The sequence below is a fragment of the Alkalinema pantanalense CENA528 genome, from assembly GCF_050753345.1.
GTDB lineage: Bacteria > Cyanobacteriota > Cyanobacteriia > Leptolyngbyales > Leptolyngbyaceae > Alkalinema > Alkalinema pantanalense.
In genome coordinates, this window is sequence record NZ_JBLZFX010000005.1 from 100,693 (window position 1) to 125,798 (window position 25,106).

Below are 25,106 nucleotides of genomic sequence, written 5' to 3' on the forward strand. Positions count from 1 at the left end.
CCATTATTGATCGATTCAATTTGTCACCAATCCATGGATGGGTGAGGAAGATCTAGGAAGCGCTCACTATGTAAATTTAGATTTCTCTAGGCAAACTTGTCACAGAGTTACGCTAAATTGCGACACAAACTGTGAATTCTCCCCTACTAGGTTCTCTGAAAGGTTTATCCTGGGATTAGGCTTTATCTACGCCATCCCATGCCTTTGACAATTTTAGTTGCAGAAGACGACCCTGGGACAAGGCTCTCGGTAAGCGATTACTTAGAGTCACAGGGCTATATTGTGTTCAGTGCGGACAATGGCAAGGATGCGCTCACCCTTGCCCAAGCCCATCATCCCCACCTAATGATTACCGACATCGCCATGCCTCAGATGGATGGCTATGAACTCGTTCGCCAAGTACGTCGATCGCTGGATATGCGCCTGCTACCGATTATCTTTTTAACTGGCAAAGCAGATGTCCCCCATCGCGTGTTGGGCTATCAACTAGGATGTGATGTCTACTTGCAAAAGCCCTTTGAATTTACCGAGCTCAGTGCAATTATTCGCAATTTGCTCGATCGGACGCAGATTTTGATGGATTGGAAACTGAGCCAAGAGTCTGGCAGCTTAGGACGTAATCCCAATCGGGATCCCTCTCAGCAACAGACGTTTACATCAATGAACAGTAATGGTTCCACCCAAAACTTTTCGCTCAACCTATCAAACCACCTAGAATTCAGCCAACGGGAACAGGAAGTCCTAAAATTACTGAGCAAAGGCTTATCCAATATTCAAATTGGTGAACGCCTACACCTGAGTCCCCGCACGATCGAGAAACATGTCAGCAGTCTTCTCCGTAAAACGAGTACAGGTAACCGGGCCGAACTAGTTCGCTATGCAGTAGAACACCATTTGGTCATCTAGCAATTGATCCTCTAGCAATCGATGAGATGATCGATTGGTCATTTAACCGTTTTGCTATCTAACGTGAGTTTTGATATTTAGCACGAGTTCTCTTTAAGGCAGTTGGATTTTGCCAGTTTCTCTCAAATGATCTAGTAAACCAGAGCAAGCATCCATCAGCAAATCAATCACAAAGTTAAATCCTGCTTCTCCGCCGTAATAGGGATCGGGAACTTCTTTGAGGTCATGCTTTGTACAAAATTCGCACATTAAGCGTAATTTATCCCGGTACTGACTTTGACGATCTAAGTAATAGAGATTTTCGTAGTTATCCTGATCCATCGCTAAAATCAGGTCAAATTCATCAAAATCATAGGGTTGGAACTGCCTTGCCCGCCCCTTAAGTTCAATACCAAGTTGCCGTTGCGCCGCTAAATTCATCCGCCGATCGGGGGGGCTGCCAATGTGATAACTGGAAGTTCCTGCGGAATCGCATTCAATAAAATCGCCTAATCCCTGCTGTTCAATCAGGTAATTCATAATATTTTCAGCAGAGGGCGATCGGCAAATATTGCCTAAACAAACAAACAACAAGCGATAGGAAGCAGCCATGGGTACAACGATTCCCCCTCAGTGAAGCAACTGCGCTCAGACAAATTTCGTTCAGATAAATAACAAGCTACAAACAACTCAGCTTAAAGCAACTCAGCCAAACTTAGCTGTTATCAATTAGCGTACTACCGCAATCATGCTATCAATCGATCTATGCCATCACATAGTAAAGACGTGCCCCAGACACGTCTTTATGCAGCCTATGCAGCAAAGTTATACAGTGTGATAACGGACTATGCATCATCACGCCATGATCAAGCCAGGGTGATCAAGCCAGCGCAATCAACCGAACCCTGGCAAATTCAAGCCCCCGGTTAATTCTTCCATCCGTTCGCGCATGGTTGCAGTAGATTTTTCATAGGCATCCTTCATCGCTGCCATCACAAGATCCGAAAGCATATCAGCCCCTTCGTTCATTGCTTCTGGCGAAATCTCAACGCGGCGTGGCTCTTGGTTCCCACTCATGTAAACCTTGACCAGCCCACCCTGAGCAATGCCTTCGATTTCCATTTGCTCCAAGTCTTCTTGAAGCTGTTTTGCACCTTCTTGAACTTGCTGAGCCTTTTTAATTGCTTCAGTCAGTTCCTTCATCTTACCGAGACCGAAGCCAAATCCCTGTCCTTGTGCCATAAATTCTCACGCAGGTACGAGTTGAGCAGCCTCCATTATGCCACCGATCGGAAATTGTGCAGGAGGAACTCAAGACTATTCGCAATCTCAAATAGATCTATATCAGCAGAACTCTCCCTCTAGAACGCAAGCAATTCCCTTGAGTAGCTAGAGGAAAAATTAGCTGCAAGAAAAGTGAGTTAAAGAGGAAGCACTATTCTCCCTTAAGCGGCTTGGAACTCACCCAAAATCCGAACTTCTGGTTCCAACCGTAATGACCACTGCTGTTCAACACGACGCTGCACATGGTGAATTAACCGGAAGATATCTGTTGCTGTAGCCTCTCCGCAGTTGAGGATAAAGTTGGCATGGCGTTCAGCGACCTTAGCACCCCCAATTTGATAGCCTTTCAGCCCTGCCTGCTCAATCAGCCAGCCAGCTTTATAGGCTTCGGGGTTACGAAACACACTGCCACAACTGGGTCGATCGTAGGGCTGGGTACTGTGGCGTTGGTTGAGATGATAGTCTGTGTCTCTCCGCACGTCCACTGGATTAAATCCAGGTTGCATTTGGAACGTCGCTTGGGTTACTAGCCGTCCTCCCCCTTGCAAGTTCGAAGTCCGATAGCGATAGGCCAATTGATCTGCCTTCAGGACTTCACAACTCCCATCCATGTTCAACACTTGGACTTCTACCAAAATGTCAGAAATGCAACCCCCATGCGCTCCTGCATTCATCACGACAGAACCTCCGATCGTGCCCGGAATGCCCACAGCCCATTCTAATCCCCGCCAGCCCCGTTTTGCGACCCGTTGCGCCAGAAGAGGCAACATTGTTCCAGCTCCGACAGTCAGCAACCCATTCTCTTCGTCAAAGATCACTTGCTTCAGGTGTCGTGTACCTACCACAAGCCCCGGCAAACCCCGATCGCTAATCAATAGGTTTGACCCCGCACCCAGCAAGGTGATTGGGATATTCCGATCAAGTGCCCAAGCAAGGCTCAGTTGCAACTCCTGCACCGAATGGGGAGCAACATACCACTCAGCAGGGCCACCCACTTGAAAAGAAGTCAAAGTTGAAAGTAGAACATTAGACTTAATCAAACAGTCTGTACCAGGGAAACTCACGGTCTTGTCAAGCAGAATTGAACTGAGAGAAGGTGAATAACGGAGACTAGCAGGTGCTCCCAGCTCATCAACCGTGGGCAGGGGGTTCCGAGAAAGCGTCATAGTATTACCGTTGCTGACATCCTAGTAGGAAAACGAATGAGCGGCTGTCCAAGTGTGTGATGAACTAAAGTGCTGGACAAATCCCTTGGAAAAATCCCTAGAGTCGCCATCCCAACGTCGAGTAAAAATATTCCCTCACGTCAGGTGGAAAATCACATCCATCAAGTATGCGAACTGGTTTCGGCTTGTTCCCGTTGATAGGCGAGCGCCCCAGGAATAGTCTGATTGAGGTTTCCAGCACCCAGAAAGACGACTAAATCTCCAGGACGGAGGTGATGATTTAGAAATTCGCTGATTTGCGGGAGAGAAGGCTGGTAGTGCACGGCTGCGGCATGGTTTTCAGCGATTCGATCCGCCAATTGTTCCCCTGTGATATTACCGGGATTGGCTTCACCCGCACTGTAAACGTCGCTAATGATGACTACATCTGCATCCACAAAGGATTGGGAAAATTCCGGTAAAAAGGCCAGCATGCGGCTATAGCGATGGGGTTGAAAAACCGCCACTAACCGACGAAACGGGCCTTGCTCACTCACTTGAAGTCGGGCTGCAGATAGCGTGACTTGAATTTCACTAGGATGGTGGGCGTAGTCGTCAATAAACCGGATTTGATTGGCTTCCCCGCACCATTCAAACCGACGACGGGCTCCTTCAAAGGTCGATAGCGCCGTTGCGATCGCCGCAAAGTCCAAACCCAACAAACGCCCCACTGCCAAAGCAGCTAGGGCATTGCTTAAGTTATGGGTTCCAAGAATCTTTAACTGGATCTCACCGAGGTGCTTCCCGTGTTCGTAGACCTGGGCGATGGTTCCAGTGGCGTGGTACACCACATTTTGAACAGTATAGGTCGCCCCCTTTTGCGGATCCAGACTATAGGTTATTGCTGGTTGGATGCGATTGTAGACCGTCGGACAATCGATCGACCCCACGATCGTTTCACAGTGACTCGCAAAGGTTTCGAAGGTATCAATCACTTGCTCTAAGTCGCTGTAGTGATCGGGGTGATCTAATTCAATATTAGTGATGATGCCGATGCGCGCGTTAAACTTGACTAAGGAGCCGTCAGATTCATCGGCTTCAGCAACGAGGTACTCACCTTGCCCTGCCCTTGCATTGCCATCCCACGCTAGCACTTCTCCACCAACGACGATCGTTGGATCCAGTCCTGTTTTAAGGAGAAGGTAGCCCAGCAAGCTACTGGTGGTCGTTTTACCATGGGTTCCAGCAACGGCGATCCCCTGATATTGTTGCATCAAGCCTGCTAAGACATCAGAGCGATGGAGAATTGGACATCCCAGGGCCCGTGCTGCTTGATACTCTGGATTTTCAGGGTGGATCGCGGTCGAACAAACGACCTGGGGTAAGAGATTGGGGGAAATAACCCCCGCTACAGGGTCATCTGTATTTCCAGCAGTCACTCCAATGGCAGCAGGTTGACGCGATCGGAAAAATTCCAGATTTGCGGCACTTTGTTCTAAAAAAATATGAGCCCCTTCTGCCCGGAGACGCTCCGTAATATGGGTCAACCGAAGGTCAGATCCGGAAACTGGCAGCTTGCGGTGGACAAGAACGTGGGCAATTGCCGACATTCCAATTCCGCCAATTCCGATGAAATGAAACGGTCTTCCGCTGAAATCGATCGAATTCAGCATTTTAGCTCCTCACACCGAACACCACACCGAATAACACGCGCTATCATAGCAAGAATTGCTTTTTCGGAACATACAATCTCCATACACCTTAGACAGAGATTTATTGAATCCAATTTGCGTAATTTCGCTTAGCAATTTCGCTAGATAGTCCGTTAAATCTTTGAAGACTTGACAAGGAATTTTAAGCGGTCTTTCTGATTTGAGCAAAGTATTTATTGATACGCTCAATCCCAAGAACCCAATCTTTAGAATTTCTTCTTGAGAATTTAAATCTCTCTGAATGATTGAGAAACGTCCGGACAAAAGATTAAGCGCATTAATTACCTTTCCCTAGGGCACATCCCACATTTGCCCCCTCACCCTAAACTCCTCTCCCAGAGCGGGAGAAGTCTGCTACCCTTTCTGCTGTACTCCATCCCCGATACTAGCCGCATCAAAATTGCGATCTCACCGCTACCTAACCCATCACAATCCATTGCAGCTCAATCTTCAACCTAGCCCGATCCAAGTCCCTCATCACCGCAACTCATCACAGTCTCAAGGCGTTTATATCGGAGATCTCATTAGATATATTTGAGTCCATCCCATAGACTTCATAAACTGGCAGATCATCAGTAAATTGTCGATGTCCGTTGCAACGTTCAGTGTGACGTAGATGCTGTCAAATGCTGTCAAAAGTGGCATTGTAAAAGTGGCATTGTATTAGTATTAAAGCGATCGCAACTTAGGCATATAGCAACGTTAGTAGTGCCCTAGATCCAGAGTTACCATCTGTTGGATTCTCATCATTCCTCAGATTTAAAGAAGTTTGAAAGACTCACACCCTAGACTTAAAGATCCCCTAGCAAGATCCCACCAAACTTTCGAGCCCCTCTAAAAAATAAGTATTCCTAATCCTTTAATAGTCAATCATAGTGACTATTAATTACTTAAAATTCAGCTTCCTGATTATTTTTCAACTTTCCCAGGATGGCCTAAGCACCTCTATTCAAGGACTTGAGCGAAAAGTTACCCATGATTTAAGCCCTTAGGAAATCCCTAAGACTCGCTAAGAATCGGTCAGCCTTTTAGGATATGATTGATTCCGTCAATAGGTATTTACTAACAGAGGGCAAGACGCTGTGATTAGAGTCGCGATCAACGGCTTTGGACGCATTGGACGTAACTTTTTACGGTGCTGGGCAGGTCGGCAAAGTAGCAACTTTCAAATCGTGGGTCTAAACGATACCTCCGATCCCCGGACGAATGCCCACTTGATTAAATATGACTCCATGTTGGGTCGGTTCAAGGGTGAAGTCAGCGCAGATGACAGCACCATCACCGTAAATGGCAACGTTATTAAGTGCTACTCCGATCGCAACCCTGAAAACTTGCCCTGGAAGGATTGGGAAGTGGATTTGGTGATCGAGTCCACTGGGGTGTTCACCAGCAAAGAAGGTGCTTTGAAGCACGTTAAAGCAGGTGCCAAAAAAGTACTGATTACCGCTCCTGGTAAGAACGATGATGGCACCTTTGTGGTTGGCGTCAACGAAGGTGATTACGACCACGATCGTTGCCAAGTCATCAGTAACGCGAGCTGCACCACTAACTGCTTGGCTCCGATCGTCAAAGTGCTGCATGAGAACTTCGGGATCATCAAAGGCACCATGACGACGACCCACAGCTACACTGGGGATCAACGGATCCTAGATGCTAGCCACCGGGATTTGCGTCGGGCACGGGCTGCTGCGATCAACATCGTTCCCACTTCAACCGGGGCCGCCAAGGCAGTAGCTTTGGTCTATCCGGCAATGGCAGGTAAGCTGAACGGGATTGCACTGCGGGTTCCTACCCCCAACGTATCCGTGGTTGACTTAGTGGCTCAAATTGAAAAGAGCACGATCGCGGAAGAGGTCAATAGTGTTCTGAAAGCAGCTTCTGAAGGCGCAATGAAGGGCATCATCAAGTACTGCGACGAGCCTCTGGTCTCTTCTGACCACGCTGGAACCGATGAGTCTTCGATCGTTGACTCTGCATTGACCCTCGTAATGGGTGGCGACATGATTAAAGTCGTTGCTTGGTATGACAACGAGTGGGGTTACAGCCAACGGGTGGTGGATCTAGCAGAAGTCGTTGCCACCAAGTGGAAGTAGATTTCTACCCAGTGGAAGTAGGTTGATCAGTCAACGCTCAGACATAGCAAAATTCTGATCGATCGTTTTTAGTTGAAACAGGGTTCTTTGTTAGATAACTGTAAATAGCTGCAAGTAAAGGTGGATTCTTAGGGAATTCACCTTTGTTGTTTATGGTTTGTTGTTTATGGTTCATTTGAAATGTTGAAATCCTGCCACCGAACCCATCGATCGCATTGTTCCTGCAACCTCCACAACAAGTTGGGTTGGATCTGCGATGACTTGACCAATCACTTGTGCTGTAGAGGAAGCACAGTCAAGCAGTTGGGTCACATTCTCAGGTGAAAGACACAGGACTAATTCAAAATCCTCTCCACCATAAAGCGCCCAGTCAATAGATTGGGGATGGTCTTGCAGTGCAGGATAAATGGGAAGGGAATCAATTCGAGCCCCCACTCCACTGGCCCGACAAATTTGAACGATCGCATCAGCTAGCCCATCACTGGAATCCATCCCCGCCACTCGATCGCGCTGGGCGGCTTGCTGGCCAATGGCTAATTGCGGAATAGGGTATTGATGGGCTCGGATCAAGGTTCGTCGATCGGTCTCAGAAAGTTCGCGCCAATCTGAAGCTGGGGAACCAGTCCCTTGGATATTGGTACTCAGCAATAATTCCAATCCAGCACGGGATAAGCCATGGTACCCCGTTATCACGATCGCATCTCCGGGTTGTGCCTGATCTCGACGGATGGCATGGACTTGATCTAATTCACCAAATGCGGTGATCGAGATGGTTCGCACGGACGATCGCACCAAATCACCGCCAATAATCTCTCCCCCAAAGGTTCGCAAGCAGTCTGCCATCCCTTGGTAGAGCGCTTCTACCCAAGCAACAGAGGTCTGTGGTGGTAATCCAAGACCCACCGTAAGCCCGATTGGTCTTGCCCCCATGGCTGCCAAATCCGAAAGATTTGCGGCCACAGCTCGCCACCCGACACTATGGGGCGGCGTGGTGCAATCACTAAAGTGCACCCCATCCACTAACACATCTGTTGTAATCACTAGGGAATCCCGATCGGGTCGGGGAATCACCGCTGCATCATCCCCAATAACTCCGATCGGACAGAATTGCTGAATCATGAGCAGTAATCCCTGTTCTCCAAGGTCACTGACCAATTTTTCCCCAGATCTTTTATCCATCGCGGTGGCAGCAAAACTCATGGTCACACGGCTCGTTACGATTAGGGATTTGCAAAGAAATAATATCCCCTCTTCATTCCCCTACCCTCCTACCCTTTTACGCTCCTACCCCTACCCAATTGGGATTTTATTGATGCGCTGTTCCCTTACCCATCAAAAAGCTGGATAAGATTGACTTATCCAGCCTAGCTTAAAAAATAACGAATCAAAATCTTAGTGGTTTTCTAAGCTTTGGGTTGCACCAAATTTTCTGCACCGCTGACGACCTTGGCAGAGAGGATTTTATCGGTGCCTGCCTTCAATGTCCGCAGAATATCATTGCCTTCAACCACATAGCCAAAAATGGCATAGCGACCATCCAATAAGTTAATCCCCGCTGGCGTGAGTTCGGGCTCAAATAGGAAGAAGAAGAACTGGGAAGAGCCACCGTTAGGATCTTCATCCGATCGAGCCAGTGCCATCGCGCCATAGGCCGAAAAGGGTAACACCGGCTGATCCAAGGGGCGACCTGCGTCTTCTAAGGTAATTCCATAGGTCGGTTCCTTATCGCCCTTAGCAAGAACTTCTAGGGGAATGGCACGATATTGCTTGGTTTTGGGATCAACAAACCCAACTTCTGGGCCTTCGGGATCCCCAACCTGCAGGATATAGAAATCCTCCGATCGGGTAAACGGCAGGTTGTTATAGAACCCGCGCTGCACCAGATCCACAAAATTTCCCGCCGTCACGGGTGCACTGTAGCCATCAACAACCGCCGTTACATCCCCTTGGGTCGTTTTAATTACAACCGTTGCCCGTCCCTTCAACTGAGGCAGATGACTATAGTCTTCAGGCACCTCAAAGGGATAGCTCTGCACCATCAACTCTTCTAGACGGCCAATTTTATCGAGCAAACTCGCGCGTTGATCCAATGTCGCCTGCCGATCCTTGGCCTCTAGCCCGGTTTGCATTTGACCAATCTCCGCCTGAATTTCCCCTAGCAACGCTTCGGCTTGGGGCTTACGATCGTCGGGTACTGAACTGAGCAAGACCGCCTGTTTATTCGCCACTACGCGCTCTGCTCGGTTCAGATCTGCGACTACAGCCCCCCAACGTCGATTAGCTCGCAATTGCTGGGAAACATCCTCGATCGCTGCTTGCAGCTTCCGCACCTCGGGACTTTCAATGGGAAGTGCATAACGCAGCAATGCTTTTGGATCCGTAATCGCATTCCCTTGGGGCAGTGCTTGGACGCTGGATAACCAACAACTCCAGGCTAAGCAAGCCAGTGCCAGAACCACAGTCTGACGCTTAAAACGATTCCAAAAAGACATAATTAGCTCATCGATCGCGCGATTTCAATCCTTGTGTTGATTGTGCCACAGTGGGGATTCCTCAAACCGAGCAAATTGAACCCTGATCGAGGAATGAAGAGCGATCGCGACTGCTCGTTTTGTTGATTTTCACTGCATTCCCAGTCTTCAAGTCCATTTCTTCCTAGAAAATCCCTGCATAAGAAAAGTCACATACAGAACGTCACGCGCAACGGTACAATAAGTTGCCGAATGTTTTGCTGAATGTATTTAGTTACCCATGATCTCCAGTAATGATTTTCGCCCCGGTGTCAGCATTGAGCTTGATGGTGCGGTCTGGCGCGTCGTTGAGTTTCTCCATGTCAAACCTGGCAAAGGTGCCGCTTTTGTTCGAACTAAGCTGAAAAACGTTCAAACCGGGGGTGTGGTTGAACGAACTTTCCGCGCTGGAGAAACGGTACCACAGGCCACACTGGAAAAAAGTACCATGCAGCATACCTATAAGGACGGCGATGAATACGTCTTTATGGATATGGAGACCTACGACGAAGGTCGCTTGACCGCAGCACAAATCGGCGATCGGGTGAAGTATCTCAAAGAAGGCATGGAAGTGGATGTCGTCAAATGGGGCGACAAAGTCATGGAAGTAGAACTGCCTAACTCCGTTGTTCTAGAAGTGATTGAAGCAGACCCCGGCGTCAAAGGCGATACGGCAACGGGTGGAACGAAACCCGCCAAGGTCGAAACAGGAGCGACGGTGATGGTGCCGTTGTTTATCTCCGTGGGCGAAAAGATTCGGGTTGATACCCGTGATGATAAGTATCTAGGTCGTGAGAACTAGTAGGTCATCGCATCATTATCATCACAATTGAGGACGGATAGTTTCCCGATCGGGAGCTATTGGGATGTTTATTTGAGGGAGCAAGATTAAGCCGTGGCACTGAACTTCAACGACCTTCGTGATTTACTCCTAGCCTTAAATCAAACGGACATCGCGGAGTTGACGTTAAAGAGTGAGGAGTTTGAACTCACTGTGCGGCGGGGCACAGCAGCCGAAGCCATGCCTGTAGCACGGGTTGAGGTTCCCGTTTTACATCAACCTGTGATCGCTGTTGATACGGCCATGCCCGCTGCTGTTGCTCCCCCAGTCACCCCTGCGGCTCCGCCCCACACCGCAGACCAACGGTGGATCGAGATTAAGTCGCCAATGGTTGGAACCTTCTACCGTGCCCCTGGCCCCGATGAACATCCCTTTGTCGAAATCGGCGATCGGATACGCTCCGGCCAGACTGTCTGCATCATTGAAGCAATGAAGTTGATGAATGAAATCGAAGCTGAGATTTCGGGTGAAGTCGTCGAAATTCTAGTGCAAAACGCTCAGCCAGTAGAGTTTGGTCAAGTGCTTATGCGAATCAACCCTGCTTAAGAAATAGCTTTATTGTTATCAAAATGGTTATCAAGGATTTTTTCTTCGAAAATTCTTGATAACTTCCTAGCTAATCGCAAGCGACCCATCATCCCAAGCTGGCGATCGCGCCCTAGTTTTAGATTGCTTTGATAACTCTATTGCTATACGACGAAATATCAGCATAAGATGTGGGGATCATTGCTACTTCGTTATTTGGTTTTCTTGTCGTCCCTATGGAACCAGTAGCATCTGTCCCCCAGGAAGTTGTTCAACAGGTCGCTGACTACTTTAGTGTGTTAGGCGAACCGATGCGCTTGCGAATTTTAAATTTACTGCGTGATGGCGAGAAATGTGTGCAGGATTTGGTCGAAGCAACTGAAACCAGCCAAGCCAATGTCTCTAAGCACCTCAAGGTGATGCTGCAAGCGGGAATTTTGACTCGGCGCAGCCAAGGAACCCTAGCCTATTACAGTGTGGCGGATGAGTTGATTTTCGAGTTGTGTAATCTCGTCTGCGATCGCATTGCTACCCGCATCGAACAGCAGGCTCAGCATTTCCGATCCTTCAGCCTTGCCAGTAAACCTAACGGCCCCTAGCAATCTCCTGATTCGTCACTGAGTCAGTAAGTTGCTGACCTACTTGTTCGTAGCCTTGAGATCTGCTCCCGTATAGCCTGTGGTCACCCACAACACAGCACGCCCCCCATCCCGAATCGTCTTTGCCATTGACTCTTCTGGCTTGGGCGGCACAGACTCAATCTTCACTGGATGGAAGATAATCCCTCGACTCCCCAACACAATTTCACCAATCAAGCTGGCGCGGCGCATGTGGTAATCCGAGGTTACTAAATAAATGTTTCGAATGCCTTTGGCTTGTAGTTCATCGGCAAGGGTGGTGAAATTGGTCAAGGTATCCACCGCTCGATAGTCTAAATGCACCCGATCGAGGTTGACACCAGCATCCCCAAAGACCCACTCCGCATATTCCCGAGGTGCACCAGAAGAGATCCAAATGGGAAGTTGAGGATGTTCCTGGGCGAATTTGGCCGCAAATTTCTCCCGACTTGGCTCGCCGCCCAACACCAAGACTGCTTGAGGTTGGGTAAACCAGATCTGAACTTGACGATACCCCAGCCCTACCAGAATGGGCAGAAACAAAACCCACCAAGGGAACCTCAGCTTGGCCCGCTTAGCAGCGCGCCGCTGTAGCTGCCGCCGATTGAACACCAATGAGCCCCGTCCACCCATGACTTACTCGCTATGAATTTTGCGTAATGACGCTAGAAATTTCCCAAGGATTCCCCTGGAAATTCTACACCTCCAGGATTAGCGAGGAGATTTTTCCTCTGCTTGGGCCGATCGCCCCTGAGATAAAGCCGCTTTCATACGAGGAAGTTCCAGAAATGCTTGAGTATCAGCAATCAACCGATCACCCCAAAGATTTTCCTTAAGGAAATCAATATTGCCATAACGGTTATCCAACTTGATGGCCGCCTCACCCAACTTAATGCCTTGTTCTTTATCACCCTTTTGATAGGTGGCCACAGCGAGGGCAAGCTTGGGTTCTGCGCCATTGCTATCCGTTGCAGCAGCGACAGAAATTTTCCAGAGCCGAATCGCTTCGTTGATGTCTCCGGTCTCGTACTTGATCAGTCCAATGTTGTTGAGGGGATACCAGAACTTCTTGTCCTGAGCATAGGCTTTTTCATAAGTGGCGATCGCATCTGTCTTTTTACCAGACATTAAATACGCATTCCCCAGATCAAACAGCGCTCCGGGAACATTGGGCTTGATCGCAAGCCCCGATTGTAGCGATTCGATCGCCTTGGGATAGTCTTTCTTTTGGAAATAGGCATTGCCTAAGCGGAACCAAATAGCTGACTCTTTAGGCTCTAACGCTTTTGCCTTCTGCAATGCCGCAATGCTTAAATCCGTCTTGTTGTCTGCCAGATATAACCCACCCAGCACTGACCAAGCATCTGGATTTTTAGGAATCAATTGAGTTGCTAATTTAGCGCGAGTAATCGCCAAGTCAAACTGCTGTAACTGTGCCAGTTGGATTGATTCTCCCAACAGGTCGTTCCCTTCGCGTTCCAGTTGCCGATCGTCCAAATTAGGCAAATGGGGCACAAGGTAGGCGATCGCAGGTCGCTTAGCAATGCCGGAGTTCAGCAACAGGATGGTAAAGAGAAGCGCAATCCGTTTATACACAGTGGTTTAACAGGTTGAGTTTAACAGGAGACTTTAGGGAAGGTTCTGCAATCTGACACCGTTAGCTTAATCGATCAAGGCGGCCTTAGGGCAGCCAATTCGAAAATTTTTTGGTGCATCACTTGCAGAAAATTTGATCTATGCTATTAAGCTTTGGGGACTTCAGTCCAGTATAAAACCTTCCCTCTGTACTGGGAGGGACTTGTTTTCTTCCAATCGCTGCTTCCAATTGCCTCTATGGATCCTTACTTTAAAGTTGAAGTTCTCTCCCAAACTCCCCAGCCGCAACGGACAATCTATGCGGCGATGCACCAAGATTATGCCGAGGGGTTTGTTTGGGATGAGCGAGATCGCTTCCCCGATGAGCCCAAAGCCGGAGAAGTCGTCATTCGTAATCTGCTGGCAGGTAACCGAGGGCACTTTGGGCCGATCGAGCATCCCCAAATCGTGCTGAATTGTGGTTGGTTTCCTCATAGCGTTATGCAGCAGGCGAGAACCCACCGCGTTTCCGTCAGCTTCGATGTGCAGTCAGGACGATACACTGGGCAACGCATTCTCGATGTGGTTGATGGCAGGCGGGAGCTGGAAGAAGTGTTTTACCTACGCCCCGTCGGGTTCTACACCGATCGCCAGGGTGCAAAATATGAGTACACTGCTACGGCTCGACAGGCCGATCGGGACTGGTGTGAGAAACTCGCCCAGCACTACGCCCAGAAAATTCGAGTCGAAGGCTATGCCGAGGAACATGCGCGGGATCTGATCCCCTACGCAATTCGGCAGCATTTTGTGGTTAGCTTTAACTGCCGTAGTTTGATGCACTTTTTAGATTTACGGGCAAAGAATGACGCGCAATTGGAGATTATTCAACTTTGTGAGCTAATTTGGCCCCATTTTGAAGCTTGGGCCCCTGCGATCGCGGAGTGGTATCACAAAAACCGCTGGGGCAAAGCCAGACTATCTCCCTAAGGGAATCGCATCTACAGAAATCCCACTACAATCGCAAGAGGGCAAGGGAGTGGATGGGTGATCAATATCAATGCGCGATCGGCAATTTCAGTCGGTAAAATGCTCTAGACAAAATCGATGGCAAAATCATCGGTGGCAAAAACGGTGGGAGAGGAATGACGATGAACTTAGTCGATATTTTCAACAAGGGTGGCCCAACCATGATTCCCTTGTTGTTGCTATCTGTTTTAGCCGTAACTGCAATTTTTGAGCGGATTCGCTTTTGGTTCACGGTACTGAAACAGGAGCGGGAAGTCGTCAACCGAATTCTCGATACTGCCCGTCGGGACTGGAACGTATCGAGCGAAATTGCCCGCCAAGCCTACGACCAACCGATCGGTCGCTTTCTCTATGCTGCTTTGAGGCTGCAAAATCCGGATCCAGAACTTTTCCGTCTAGCGCTGGAATCCGCCGCTGATGAAGAAATTGCCGGGATGCAACGGGGTAACAAAATTCTCGAAGCTGTCATTGCCATGGCTCCGTTACTAGGATTGCTGGGAACGGTATTGGGATTAATCCAAACGTTGTACTCGGTGACGGTCACAGCTTTGGGCACCGAAGCCTCTAAGGATGCAGTCGGTGGAATTGGCTCGTCTTTGATTAGTACGGCGACGGGTTTGATTGTGGCGCTGGTGGCGCTGGGTTTCTATCGCGTGTTTCAGGGCTTGATCTTTAACCAAGCGAAAGTGTTTCGCCGATCGGGAAATGAGCTAGAACTGCTCTATCGACAGAAGTGGCAATATGAACGACAAGGGGAGCCAGCCGCTGGGGTTGGGGTGCCTCGCGGGGAAACCGTCGCGCCGATCGTAATCTCCGAAGAGTTGTCGAATGAGATTTCTAGCCTAGAGGGATAGTACCCGATGAAAATTAACCTAGACTCCCCCACCGATGAGGCCCAGGTGCAAATCCTGCCGCTAATTGACGTGATTTTTTGTATTCTCACGTTTTTTATCCTGGCAGTGCTGCAATTCCAACGGCCCCAGGGCATTAATCTCAATCTGCCCCAGTCTAAGACCAGTACCGTTCAGCCCCTAGAGAAATTAGTCGTCACCCTTACCCAAGACGGCGTGCTCTATGTAGACAAAATGCAGATCGATCGATCTCAGTTGGAGCAAATGCTGAAAGCCTACCGGGAGAAAAATCCCAATGGCATCTTGGTGCTGAATGCATCCCCTAATGCCTTCTATGACAATGTGATCCAAGTGCTGGATACTTTGCGATCGGTCGGTGGCGATCGGGTGGCCCTCGCAACGACGACCCCCATCACCTCGCCCTCTGTCACCCCTGGCTTAACAAACCCAACTCCCTTTCCTTCGGTCAATCCCTTCCCCAATGGCGTAACGGATCCGTTATTGCAGCCCGGTGTGCAGCCCGGTGTGCAGCCCGGTATCCAACCTGGCATCCAACCTGGCATCCAACCTGGAATTCAGCCCGGACTCCAGCCTGGAACTCCACCGAGTGGACAACCCGGCAGTTTACTGTTTCCCAATACTTCCACACCCTCGATCGATCCCAATACGGGTTTACCTGGAGTAGTGCCTAATTCACCTGCGATTGGATCCCCCGTGAGTCCAACCAATGGAGCACCCCCCCCAGTTAGCAATTGATGGGATGAGCAATTGATTGGATTGAGGTTTATTAAGTAAAACCGTTGACTTTTGGCCTTTTCCTCTGGGGAAACGGGGTAAATCCTGAATTTAACTGGAAAAAAAATCGACTTAGCGACAAATGCCTTGATTCTAAGAATATTCCAGTTTTTAAAGACATTTACCTGTTAGGAGACTCAGTATATGGGTTGGCTAATTACAATCTTGATCACGATCGTTGTTATGGCGATCAGCTTCTACCTCATTTCAAAACTACCGATCGGGGTTGAGATCGATAGCCCGGAAAAAGCCTTGGCCGCAGCCGTGGTGTTTGGAATTCTCAATGCGCTTTCTCAGCCCTTAGAAAATCTTTTGAACTTCACCATTATCTTCTCGCCGGTTTCCCTGATCATTAACATCATCATTTTTGGTTTAGCCGCTTGGTTAATCGAAGGCTTTCGTCTGCGTAATGGAATTATTAGCGCTATCCTCGGTTCCATTGCTCTGACGATCGTCTATTCCATTCTGCGCAAAATCTTGATTACCGTTGGCCTGATTACCTTACCCAAAGGAGCGGCAATCTTATTACCCATCTTTTTGAGCCATACCTTGGGTTAATTGAAAAACCCACCCAAGACCGCCCTAGAATGGCAAACATTTACGGAAATCCTGAACGATCGCCGTGTTGTCGTGAGATCGGTTGACTAGAATGATGCAGGGACACTCGGAAACCTCACCGGAAGTGTTCCTGCTATTTTTGTAGCTATTCCTCAATCTCAATCATCAATCTACAAAAATTTTGGTGCCCCCATCGCCCGATTACTACAGTTCTAGTACTGCCCATGAGTTCACCCCAACCGCCTAAAAAGAACCCCGTCACCCGGCTGACTCAACTCTTGCAGACCGTTCCTACGCGGGTGCGCTTTTCCAAAATTCGGCTCCAGGCCAATGCCAAAGTGCCCGAATTACGGATTCAAGGGAGTGGAGAAACCCAGGCACAGGTCTATCCTCTGCTAGGAGAACGCTATCTCATGGGACGGAGTTCCCAACAGTGCGACATTGTGGTGCGCAATCCTGTCGTTAGTCAGGTGCACGCTTCGATTAACCGCGATCGGCAACCTCGCAAAATTTTAGGCATTATTCCCGGTCGCCAACGGTTTGTGATTCGGGATGAAAACTCGACCAACGGCATTTATCGCGGCAAAAAGCGGTTACGCTCTGTCACGCTGTACCACAACGATCTGTTTACCCTGGGGCCAACGGATCTGGAAGGGGCTGTCCGCATTCAATACTACGATCCCCCCGCTTGGTACCTACGAGCCATTCGCTACGGGCTGTATGGCCTAGCTGGGGTATCCGCTTTAATTGCAGGCACGATCGCCATTAGCTGGTCACAATTTTCGGTTTATCCCTTACCGAACTCGGTCACGGGCCCCACGATCGTCTATGCCCGCGATGGCGTCACCCCCTTAACCCCCATTCCGCCCAATACCAGCCACCAGGATGTCAAATCGATGTCCCAGGTCTCGCGCTATTTACCCAAGGCAGTCATGGCCTCGGAGGACTCGCGCTTCTATTGGCATATTGGCGTCGATCCGATCGGCACACTGCGGGCGATCGTGACCAACGTGAAAAGTGGCGGCATTCGCGAAGGAGCCAGTACCCTGACGCAGCAATTGGCTCGGAATCTGCTACGGGACTATGTCGGCAGCGAAGACTCCACGGGGCGCAAGTTCAAGGAAGCCATGGTAGCCCTCAAGCTGGAAACCGCCTACAGCAAAGATGAGCTGATGCGGATTTACCTGAGTCGGGTCTATCTCGGCTTTGGAAACTATGGTTTTGAAGATGCAGCCCAGTTCTACTTTGGCAAAACCGCGAAGGATTTAGATCTGAATGAAGCGGCAACCTTGGCGGGTATTCTCCCTGCGCCCAATGCATTTAATCCTGTCAAAGATTATCAATCGGCGGTGGAATACCGTAACCGCGTGCTGACTCGCATGGCAGAACAGGGCATGGTTAGCCAAGAGGAAGCCACTAAGGCACGGCGATCGCGCATTGAACTCAGCCCCAAAGCCAAGGAGACCCTAGCTAATACAATGGCTCCCTATTATTACAGTCAGGTTTTAAGGGAATTGGGTGACCTGCTGGGGGAGAACGTGGCGCAGGAGGGTAACTTTGTTATTCAAACTGCGCTGGATCCTCAAATGCAAAAGGCTGCTGAACAATCCCTAGCCAATGCCGTGGCCGATCGAGGGGCCGCAGCGGGTTATTCCCAGGGGGCGATCGTCACCCTGAATGCGGCTACTGGCGAAGTGATGGCTCTAGTGGGCGGTACCAATTACCAAGAAAGCCAGTTCAACCGAGCGACCCAAGCCCAACGGCAGCCCGGTTCCACTTTTAAAATCTTTGCCTATACCGCCGGACTGGAAAAAGGAATTCAACCCTACCAGACCTTTTCCTGTGCACCGCTGAATTGGGATGGACAAAGTTTTGCCGGCTGTGGTGGCGGCAGCGAAGATTTATTTGCCGCTGTTTCAAAATCAGACAATGCTGTAGCGTTGCGGGTTGCTCAGGAAGTCGGACTGGATCAAGTGGTGCAAACTGCTCACAAAATGGGAATTACATCTAAGCTCAATCCAGTGCCGGGATTGGTGCTCGGTCAAAGTGAAACCACGGTGTTAGAGATGACCTCCGCCTTTGGGGTTTTGGCAAACCAAGGGCTAAAGACCAGACCCCGCACCATTACTCGGATTTTGGACAGTGGCGACTGCACCGATCGCAACAACTTAGCCACCTGCCGAGTGGTCTACGAAGCCCAACAGGAAGCACCCACCCAAGTGGTGGCTCCGGAGGTCGCTGACACCATGACTACGCTGCTGCAAGGCGTGGTACGAAGTGGAACCGGTCGTGCAGCAGCGATCGGTCGGGGAGAAGCGGGTAAAACGGGCACAACGAACGATAACGTAGACCTCTGGTTTATTGGCTATGTCCCTAGCAGCAAAGTGGTGACTGGGATTTGGTTGGGGAATGACGATAACACGCCTACGGGTGGCAGTAGCGCCCAAGCAGCACAGCTATGGGGCGAATATATGAGGAAGGCATTCTAACCCTTAATTCCAGTCCTTGACCCTAAACTCTGCTGACTTTTGAAGTCTTGTAAATCTTTTAGATCTTGTAAATCTTTGAAGTCTTGTAAATCGTAAATCGGGCGCATCCCACTTTTGCAACCCTCACCCTAAATCCCTCTCCCAGTGCGGGAGAGGGACTTTGAATTTTGAATCTGGCTCCCCTTCTCCCAAAATAGGAGAAGGGGTTGGGGGATGAGGGCAAATTTGCAAAACTGGGATGCACTCTGTAAATCTGTTAGGCTTTGCCGATCTTTTAAGCTCAGGTTAAGTCCAACTGGACAACACATATCTCAAGCAAACATTTCAATCAAAAAATTGCTGAGAGCGAGATATCTAGACCCCAAATCTAAATTTAAAGACAGACGAAAGATTAGCGATAGAGTTCGTGAAGACTGGAACAAAAAAACGAAAAGTTATTGACAAAAATTTAATCCTGAAAGGCTATTTCTCCGAAATAATTGCAACTTTTCGATCTGCATCTTGGACTTCTCCCGCAGATAAATGCTGTTTAACAAGTTTCCCAAAAATAATTTTCAAAATATACAAAAATAAATAAAAAATCTAACCTTTAGGCTTCTATCTTGAGGGAGATTGTATGCTGATGTTGGAAAAGTTTTAATGAAGTTCTAATGAACCCTTGGCTAATAATATCGCTCCATAAAATCTAATGAATTCTACAAATTCATGGGTGCAAGACTCTTCATCACTAGAGATTACTTATGCTTCGATCGAGCATGAGAAGTCAGTTCGTCGATCGATATCGACTCTGCATCTGCAATCGGATCTCACCTTAACGGCCATTCCACCAGAGCGCATTGGGATTGATGGTCAATACGACCATAACGGTTTAGCAAAACGAGTTTTTCTACGATTACAGGAATTGTTTGGCATCGAGCTCGTGCAAAACTTACGCATTTCTCAACGGGGTCGAGTCGTTATTCTTATGGGAACTTTGCCCGACAGTGCTGTCGTTCAATCCTTTCCATCATTAGTAGAAGCTATCCTCTCTGTCGAAGGCGCTTTGTTCGTGGAAACTCAAGGCTTACATAGTTCAGGGAAATCCACTGGGTTTACCTAGTGACTGACCTGAATGACTCATGACAGACCTTGGCTATAGGTCTGGATAATTACGGGTCTACATCATTTAGATATTTAGATCTCTGTAGATCCAACCTTCTAACTATCGCTAACTATCGATAGATCCAACCTTCTAACTATCGCTAACTATCGATCGACGGGATGCTGACCGTAAATAGGTAAGGTTTCTGACCAATGGGGCCGCAGTCCTTGGGACCACATCTGTTGTGCAAGTTCTAAGACCGCAGATGCATACTGTCCTTGAGCCGTCGGGGCTTCGATCACACAGTAATTACCCGGCGATGCTCGTAACGTTTTCTCCCACACCTCAGGCTGACAAACGCTTTCAGTTTGCACAACGGTTAATTTGAGTGCTTTTGTAAAATTCTTGTCTAGGGTTTCCTCAGGTTGCTCACTGCTCCATTGAAAAATTCCAGTATGTAACTCCCCACGCTGGGCGGGCATTTGCACCGCGATCGGCTCTGTAGGAATACCGTTTGCCCAAGCGATCGCAGCCAGACTAGAAATCCCAAACAGAGGAATATTTAATTGCTGTGCCAGGGTGCGAGCAGCAACTACCCCTAACCGAGTCCCCGTAAAGCCACCTGGGCCTTTAGCAACCGCAATAAAAGCCAAATCTGACCAAGTTTGTGGAGCTATAAAATCCGCCAAATATTGATGCAAGAGGCTAGAAACCTCACGCCCTAAATCCCAACTTTGACAGCGCATGGATTGACGATCGTGGACAGACGCGATCGCAAACCCCAGGGTGGGACTACTGGTATGAATAGCCAAACCATAGCTTTTTTGAGAAACAGGCTGAGATTGGGAATTTGCAGAATTATTCACGGGGGAAATGGGGGAAAGCTTCAAAATTGGGATAACGCTTGACGCAGGCACCAATCATTAACTCAGGCGAATGCAAAATCATTTTTGGAAGTTTTGATGAAATCGCCCTAGGAATGATCTGTTTTATTGGCTGTTTTAGCTTTCTGTAATGCTTGCTGAAAGCCTAGGACAACAAAAATATTAGACAGCGTCAAAAACGATTCTGCACTGCCATGGAGCCAATCCACATTAGCCAGCTCTTGACCATAGGCAACCTTTGCATAAATGCCAGCAGGAATCGTAACAACAACAAAGACAAGCAGTAAATAGAAACCAATCAGCGCCATTTTAGGTGTTTGGCGGGAACGGGTCAAAAACCACAGAAACCCTAAATAGGGAAAGAGAGAAATGGCAAATAATGATTCCTTTGACATAGCGGTAACCTGACGTAAGGTTAAGGGAACGGCGTACCAATACAACTCAAGTGGATGGGGAGATGCGTGGGGAGGGGGATCAATCAGAGATATTATTGCTTAGCCAATCCCCAAGCAGTGAAGAATTCACGGTAGAAATTCAGCCGTAAGGAATTAGGCGTTCAGTTTAGCGTTTCGCCAAATCCACCAAGCCGCCGCCATCATCGTAAAGTTACCGATCGCCGTCGTTGCGGCCTGTAGCGTCACCAACCAAGCCAACTCAGGTAAGTTATCAAAAAAGTGCCAGGTACAAGCACACATTGCACTGATCAGAGCGGGTAACATTCCCCAGGATAAAGTTTTCCACGCAGGGTAGCCCATCACTTCGGCATATCGCCACACCAGCCAAATGGCAGCAATCCATTCAATGACGCTAGAGACATGAATAATCCAAGTAGGAATGGACAAGGCGTTCATGGGCAATTACTTTGAAAGACGGGTACTGAAGTATAAGTTACGCTAATTCCTTCACCATCGCGATTTTTCATTCTGGCGCACCCGTGACTGACTCCAATTTACAATCAACAACTCCCTCCTCTGCCACCCCTGCCCGCGCTGTGCTCTGTGGATACTATGGCATGGGTAACGCCGGAGACGAAGCTCTGCTGGTGTCCCTGCTACAAATGCTGCCGGAACACATTACTCCCATAGTGCTATCTAAAGATCCGCACCAAACCTACGATCGTTACGGGGTCGAAGCCTACGATCGCTGGAAGCTAGGAGAAATCCTCAAAGCCTATCAGGGCGCTCGCTATTTCATCTGGGGGGGCGGCAGTCTCATGCAGGACACCAGCAGTACCATCAGCCCCCTCTACTACGCCGGACTGATGAAACTGGCGCAACTAATGGGCCTGAAAACGATCGCTTGGGCCCAGGGGATTGGCCCCCTCCACCAGTCCTACAACCGTTGGATGACCCGTCATGTGCTGAAACGGTGCACCGCCGTCAGTGTCAGAGATCGGGGTTCCGCAGGGTTGCTCTCCCGCTGGCAGATTCCCCACACCCTCGCGCCGGATCCAGTTTGGGCCATGACCCCCCGCCAGTCCCCCAGCTTCGATCGACTGACTCAAGGGTTGCCGCGCCCTTGGGTCGCAGTCAATTTGCGCCAACATGCAACGCTGACTGAAGCCTGCCTAGAGACCCTCATTCAGGCATTGCAACAGTTTCAAGAAAAAACTCGCGCCTCTTTCATCTTTTTGCCCTTTCAACACAGCCTCGATTGGGACTTGGCCCAACGGCTACAATCGCAGTTTCCCGGCAGTCCGATTGTTTTAATCGAGGATCCACAACAGGTTAAAGGGATTTTCCAGCAGGTGGATCTGACGATCGCCATGCGCCTCCATGCCGTCATTATGGCCGCAGCAGAGAATTGCCGCTGCTATGCCCTCAGCTACGATCCCAAAGTGTCGCAGGTTATGCAAGTCTTGCAACTACCGGGACAGGAGCTGACCAATTTTTCTTGCCAAGCTGAACTCTTAGTCCAGGGATGGCTGGAACTCTTGCAATCTAAGCACTGGACTGCTCAATCCCATCGTGCTGATCTGATTCAACAAGCGATCGCCCATCGTGAAATTTTGTGTCAAGTAATGCGCTAGTTTGCAACAATCTAAAAATTTTTTGAGGAGTTTGTCGCTTTTTTGAATTATCTGGGTACTTTATCCTCTACCCGTTATAGGTCATGGTTTGGGCATCTGCTCTCGGCAATCCCCAGGATTGCTTGCAAGATTCCTTGGAACTTTGATCAATAGTCGAAAATAGCGTTTTCCTGATCTATATTTTTCATTTGATCTCCGTGAAATCCTCAGGCGATCGAAGTGATTAATGAGATCATGGTAATCCGCAAGATCAAGCACAGCGTTCCAGCAGAATTGGGTTATCCTACTTACTGTCATCCCTTTAGCAGAAATATGGCCGGGTCTATCCGATAAAGGGACGGCATCGGTATATAACCACCACCAAGAGTTTCAAGGGAATTTTCCATGGCCCTTTCTTGATCCGCTGGATACGTCTTCGGTCTAGAAATCCGAATACTTTACGGACACTTTGAGGAGCCCCTATCATTCAGGATGAGTTAACAATGAGTGAAGCCGCAGTTCCTAACCCCAATCCTAACCAGCCTGAAACCACTCAGATTCAGCCGACTCAACTTCGATCGACTGACTTGTCTGCTCTTTCAGCCCCATCAGATGCGACTAATGCCTCCCTAGAAGATTCAGACTTAGCTGCGTCAGATCTCTACAATGAGCCGATTTCCGGCACGGATGACGGGTGGACAACAGTCACTTTTCCCCAAGCGACTAGCATTGATACTTTGCTTGGGGCGGCGGCAGCAGAATCAGTCACACTCAATGGAATGGTGAATCTCGGGGCAGGAATGGAACCGACTGAGCTAGGGGCACGCTCCAGTAGCCATGAAGCTTCGTTCAAGGAACTACAGCAACATAACCAAGAATTGCGGGTGCAAGTCACTCAACTGGAAACAGCTCTGTCTCTGTCTCAATCAGCCCTGCGGGAAGAAATGGAGCGATGGGAAACCTTGGCTTTGGCCCAACCCCAAACTGCCACCGATCAAGTTGAACTGATCCAGCAGCATAATCAAGAATTGAGCAAAGCACAGGGACGAATTCGAGATTTATTCCAAGAGTTGGAACGTTCCCATCAAACTGCCCAAAAGCAGCAAATATTGGTGGAGACCCTGACTGAACAACTCCAAACCAGCCATGAACAAATTGCTCAGTTAGAGCGGGAATGTGCCCTTGCCCAACAGCGCTACACCGAGCAAGTGCAAGCATTCCACCAGATGGAAATTACCTGCCGAGATTTACGATCGCGCCTGCATCGCCAACAGCGTTATACGTTGCAATTTAAAGCAGCCTTAGAAAAATGCCTGGATGTGCCCACAAGTTATGTGAATAGCCCCATTGCTGATGCATTGGAAGAACAGCCATCCCTAGCAGGAGATCTCGATCTCCACCAGAACCAGTCGGCTAAGCTCGGGATCCCGCGCTCTCAACCGGTTCAGCCTTGGTCAGCCTCCTATGAAGAGGAAGAAAAGGTTGATCCGACGCTTCAGGTTTGGATGAATGCCTTTCTGGCAGGACAAGCTGGGGAAGTTGAAGGATCCATGAATCTGATCAACCCGTCCAACCCGTCCTCTGAGGAGATCGAGGATGAGACGCCTCTCGGTTTGAGTCAATATTTACCGGACAACGCTTTATTTGAGCAAATGCCGCCGATCGCCTTAGATGGGTTAGGGGTATCTGGGGACGAGCCCCCTAACCTCAGTTATACGATTCAGCGGCAGGTATCTTCTGAATTAGATCATGCAATAGGCCAAGGAGAGGAGGATAGACTCAGCACCCCCTTCAGGGTTGCAGCCATGGAGGGTAACACCCCCAACCCCCTGGAATCAGATCTTGAATTGGATCATGGGATTGTTTCAGAGCAAGCAAAAGTTTCCATCCTGCAAGAACCCAGCCCGACTGAAGTTTTCTCCACAGCGAGTAACGAGGATATGGCCTCGATCTCAGGCCATACAGAAAGCAATGGCCTGGTTGCTCACTCCCTGGCTTCTACTCCAGCAGTATCCCCGATCGCTGAAGATGCTGCGGATGGCTGGGCAGAGGATCTCCGTCAGCCAGACAAGCAACTTGAGCTAGACGAGCAACTTGAGCCAGATGTGTTTAATGAAATGTCGGAAATTGCGCCTGTTCTCTATCCCACGCGATCGATGAAAAGGCGAGATTCTCTGGCAGCAGTAGAGTTACCTAGCTTTCCAAGACCTAGCTGAAGGGCGGATGA

At 49.1% G+C, this 25,106-nt stretch carries 24 protein-coding genes; 13 read left to right on the forward strand and 11 right to left on the reverse strand.

Annotated features, from left to right (window positions below):
• The first annotated feature begins 198 nt into the window (after window positions 1-198).
• Window positions 199-906 (forward strand): response regulator transcription factor, encoded by a 708-nt coding sequence (locus ACN4EG_RS03195; protein WP_431627726.1) that lies wholly within the window; start codon window positions 199-201, stop codon window positions 904-906.
• A gap of 93 nt (window positions 907-999) precedes the next feature.
• Here the strand turns inward: ACN4EG_RS03195 and ACN4EG_RS03200 are convergent, their stop codons facing one another.
• From ACN4EG_RS03200 to murC, 4 genes are all read right to left on the reverse strand, one after another.
• Window positions 1,000-1,497 (reverse strand): low molecular weight protein-tyrosine-phosphatase, encoded by a 498-nt coding sequence (locus tag ACN4EG_RS03200; protein WP_431627727.1) that lies wholly within the window; start codon window positions 1,495-1,497, stop codon window positions 1,000-1,002.
• Window positions 1,498-1,779: 282 nt separating this feature from the next.
• A complete protein-coding gene (locus tag ACN4EG_RS03205; protein WP_431627728.1) occupies window positions 1,780-2,127 on the reverse strand; it encodes a YbaB/EbfC family nucleoid-associated protein in 348 nt (115 codons plus the stop codon).
• Window positions 2,128-2,330: 203 nt separating this feature from the next.
• Complete coding sequence (gene murB, locus ACN4EG_RS03210; RefSeq protein WP_431627730.1) at window positions 2,331-3,335, reverse strand: UDP-N-acetylmuramate dehydrogenase; 1,005 nt, start codon at window positions 3,333-3,335, stop codon at window positions 2,331-2,333.
• Window positions 3,336-3,496: 161 nt separating this feature from the next.
• Window positions 3,497-4,987: a UDP-N-acetylmuramate--L-alanine ligase gene (gene murC, locus ACN4EG_RS03215; protein WP_431627731.1), complete on the reverse strand. Its 1,491-nt coding sequence runs from the start codon at window positions 4,985-4,987 to the stop codon at window positions 3,497-3,499.
• Between the two features lie 1,121 nt (window positions 4,988-6,108).
• On the opposite strand from murC, the gene ACN4EG_RS03220 reads away from it, so the two are divergent.
• The gene (locus ACN4EG_RS03220) at window positions 6,109-7,119 is read left to right on the forward strand and encodes a type I glyceraldehyde-3-phosphate dehydrogenase (protein WP_431627732.1); all 1,011 of its coding nucleotides are present in this window, start codon (window positions 6,109-6,111) and stop codon (window positions 7,117-7,119) included.
• A 171-nt stretch (window positions 7,120-7,290) separates the two neighbouring features.
• On the opposite strand, the gene thiL is transcribed toward ACN4EG_RS03220, so the two are convergent.
• Together thiL and ACN4EG_RS03230 are read right to left on the reverse strand one after the other, a co-directional pair.
• Window positions 7,291-8,319, reverse strand: a complete 1,029-nt coding sequence (thiL, locus tag ACN4EG_RS03225; RefSeq protein ID WP_431627733.1) for a thiamine-phosphate kinase — start codon at window positions 8,317-8,319, stop codon at window positions 7,291-7,293.
• Window positions 8,320-8,522: 203 nt separating this feature from the next.
• Window positions 8,523-9,611 (reverse strand): peptidylprolyl isomerase, encoded by a 1,089-nt coding sequence (locus tag ACN4EG_RS03230; RefSeq protein ID WP_431627734.1) that lies wholly within the window; start codon window positions 9,609-9,611, stop codon window positions 8,523-8,525.
• Window positions 9,612-9,870: 259 nt separating this feature from the next.
• Here ACN4EG_RS03230 and efp point away from each other — a divergent pair, with 259 nt between their 5' ends.
• The 3 genes from efp to ACN4EG_RS03245 all read left to right on the forward strand — a co-directional run bounded on the left by efp (window position 9,871) and on the right by ACN4EG_RS03245 (window position 11,594).
• Complete coding sequence (efp, locus tag ACN4EG_RS03235; RefSeq protein ID WP_190571491.1) at window positions 9,871-10,431, forward strand: elongation factor P; 561 nt, start codon at window positions 9,871-9,873, stop codon at window positions 10,429-10,431.
• Window positions 10,432-10,524: 93 nt separating this feature from the next.
• Window positions 10,525-11,016 (forward strand): acetyl-CoA carboxylase biotin carboxyl carrier protein, encoded by a 492-nt coding sequence (accB, locus tag ACN4EG_RS03240; protein WP_431627735.1) that lies wholly within the window; start codon window positions 10,525-10,527, stop codon window positions 11,014-11,016.
• 215 nt (window positions 11,017-11,231) lie between these two features.
• Complete coding sequence (locus ACN4EG_RS03245; RefSeq protein ID WP_431627736.1) at window positions 11,232-11,594, forward strand: ArsR/SmtB family transcription factor; 363 nt, start codon at window positions 11,232-11,234, stop codon at window positions 11,592-11,594.
• Between the two features lie 39 nt (window positions 11,595-11,633).
• On the opposite strand, the gene ACN4EG_RS03250 is transcribed toward ACN4EG_RS03245, so the two are convergent.
• Both ACN4EG_RS03250 and ACN4EG_RS03255 read right to left on the reverse strand, forming a co-directional pair.
• On the reverse strand, window positions 11,634-12,245 hold the full coding sequence (locus ACN4EG_RS03250; RefSeq protein ID WP_431627737.1) for a YdcF family protein: 612 nt from the start codon (window positions 12,243-12,245) through the stop codon (window positions 11,634-11,636).
• 78 nt (window positions 12,246-12,323) lie between these two features.
• Entirely contained in the window at window positions 12,324-13,208 is an 885-nt protein-coding gene (locus tag ACN4EG_RS03255; protein WP_431627739.1) for a tetratricopeptide repeat protein, read from the reverse strand.
• A gap of 237 nt (window positions 13,209-13,445) precedes the next feature.
• On the opposite strand from ACN4EG_RS03255, the gene thyX reads away from it, so the two are divergent.
• The 6 genes from thyX (at window position 13,446) to ACN4EG_RS03285 (ending at window position 20,005) form a co-directional block, all read left to right on the forward strand.
• On the forward strand, window positions 13,446-14,174 hold the full coding sequence (gene thyX / locus ACN4EG_RS03260; protein ID WP_431627740.1) for an FAD-dependent thymidylate synthase: 729 nt from the start codon (window positions 13,446-13,448) through the stop codon (window positions 14,172-14,174).
• 161 nt (window positions 14,175-14,335) lie between these two features.
• On the forward strand, window positions 14,336-15,067 hold the full coding sequence (locus tag ACN4EG_RS03265) for a MotA/TolQ/ExbB proton channel family protein (protein WP_431627741.1): 732 nt from the start codon (window positions 14,336-14,338) through the stop codon (window positions 15,065-15,067).
• 6 nt (window positions 15,068-15,073) lie between these two features.
• Window positions 15,074-15,820 (forward strand): ExbD/TolR family protein, encoded by a 747-nt coding sequence (locus tag ACN4EG_RS03270; protein WP_431627742.1) that lies wholly within the window; start codon window positions 15,074-15,076, stop codon window positions 15,818-15,820.
• A gap of 183 nt (window positions 15,821-16,003) precedes the next feature.
• The gene (locus ACN4EG_RS03275; RefSeq protein WP_431627743.1) at window positions 16,004-16,417 is read left to right on the forward strand and encodes a phage holin family protein; all 414 of its coding nucleotides are present in this window, start codon (window positions 16,004-16,006) and stop codon (window positions 16,415-16,417) included.
• Between the two features lie 224 nt (window positions 16,418-16,641).
• Window positions 16,642-18,906: a PBP1A family penicillin-binding protein gene (locus tag ACN4EG_RS03280; protein WP_431627745.1), complete on the forward strand. Its 2,265-nt coding sequence runs from the start codon at window positions 16,642-16,644 to the stop codon at window positions 18,904-18,906.
• Window positions 18,907-19,594: 688 nt separating this feature from the next.
• Window positions 19,595-20,005, forward strand: a complete 411-nt coding sequence (locus ACN4EG_RS03285; RefSeq protein WP_431627746.1) for a hypothetical protein — start codon at window positions 19,595-19,597, stop codon at window positions 20,003-20,005.
• Between the two features lie 146 nt (window positions 20,006-20,151).
• Here the strand turns inward: ACN4EG_RS03285 and tsaB are convergent, their stop codons facing one another.
• The 3 genes from tsaB to ACN4EG_RS03300 form a co-directional block, all read right to left on the reverse strand.
• The gene (tsaB, locus tag ACN4EG_RS03290) at window positions 20,152-20,853 is read right to left on the reverse strand and encodes a tRNA (adenosine(37)-N6)-threonylcarbamoyltransferase complex dimerization subunit type 1 TsaB (protein WP_431627747.1); all 702 of its coding nucleotides are present in this window, start codon (window positions 20,851-20,853) and stop codon (window positions 20,152-20,154) included.
• 107 nt (window positions 20,854-20,960) lie between these two features.
• Window positions 20,961-21,266, reverse strand: coding sequence for a DUF3593 domain-containing protein (locus ACN4EG_RS03295; protein WP_431627748.1), 306 nt, complete (start codon window positions 21,264-21,266; stop codon window positions 20,961-20,963).
• Between the two features lie 153 nt (window positions 21,267-21,419).
• On the reverse strand, window positions 21,420-21,722 hold the full coding sequence (locus tag ACN4EG_RS03300) for a DUF2499 domain-containing protein (RefSeq protein WP_431627749.1): 303 nt from the start codon (window positions 21,720-21,722) through the stop codon (window positions 21,420-21,422).
• An 83-nt stretch (window positions 21,723-21,805) separates the two neighbouring features.
• Here ACN4EG_RS03300 and csaB point away from each other — a divergent pair, with 83 nt between their 5' ends.
• Both csaB and ACN4EG_RS03310 read left to right on the forward strand, forming a co-directional pair.
• Window positions 21,806-22,900 carry a polysaccharide pyruvyl transferase CsaB gene (gene csaB, locus ACN4EG_RS03305; RefSeq protein ID WP_431627750.1) on the forward strand — a complete coding sequence of 365 codons (1,095 nt, stop codon included), beginning with the start codon at window positions 21,806-21,808 and terminating at the stop codon, window positions 22,898-22,900.
• 482 nt (window positions 22,901-23,382) lie between these two features.
• The gene (locus ACN4EG_RS03310; RefSeq protein ID WP_431627751.1) at window positions 23,383-25,095 is read left to right on the forward strand and encodes a hypothetical protein; all 1,713 of its coding nucleotides are present in this window, start codon (window positions 23,383-23,385) and stop codon (window positions 25,093-25,095) included.
• Window positions 25,096-25,106 lie beyond the last annotated feature (11 nt).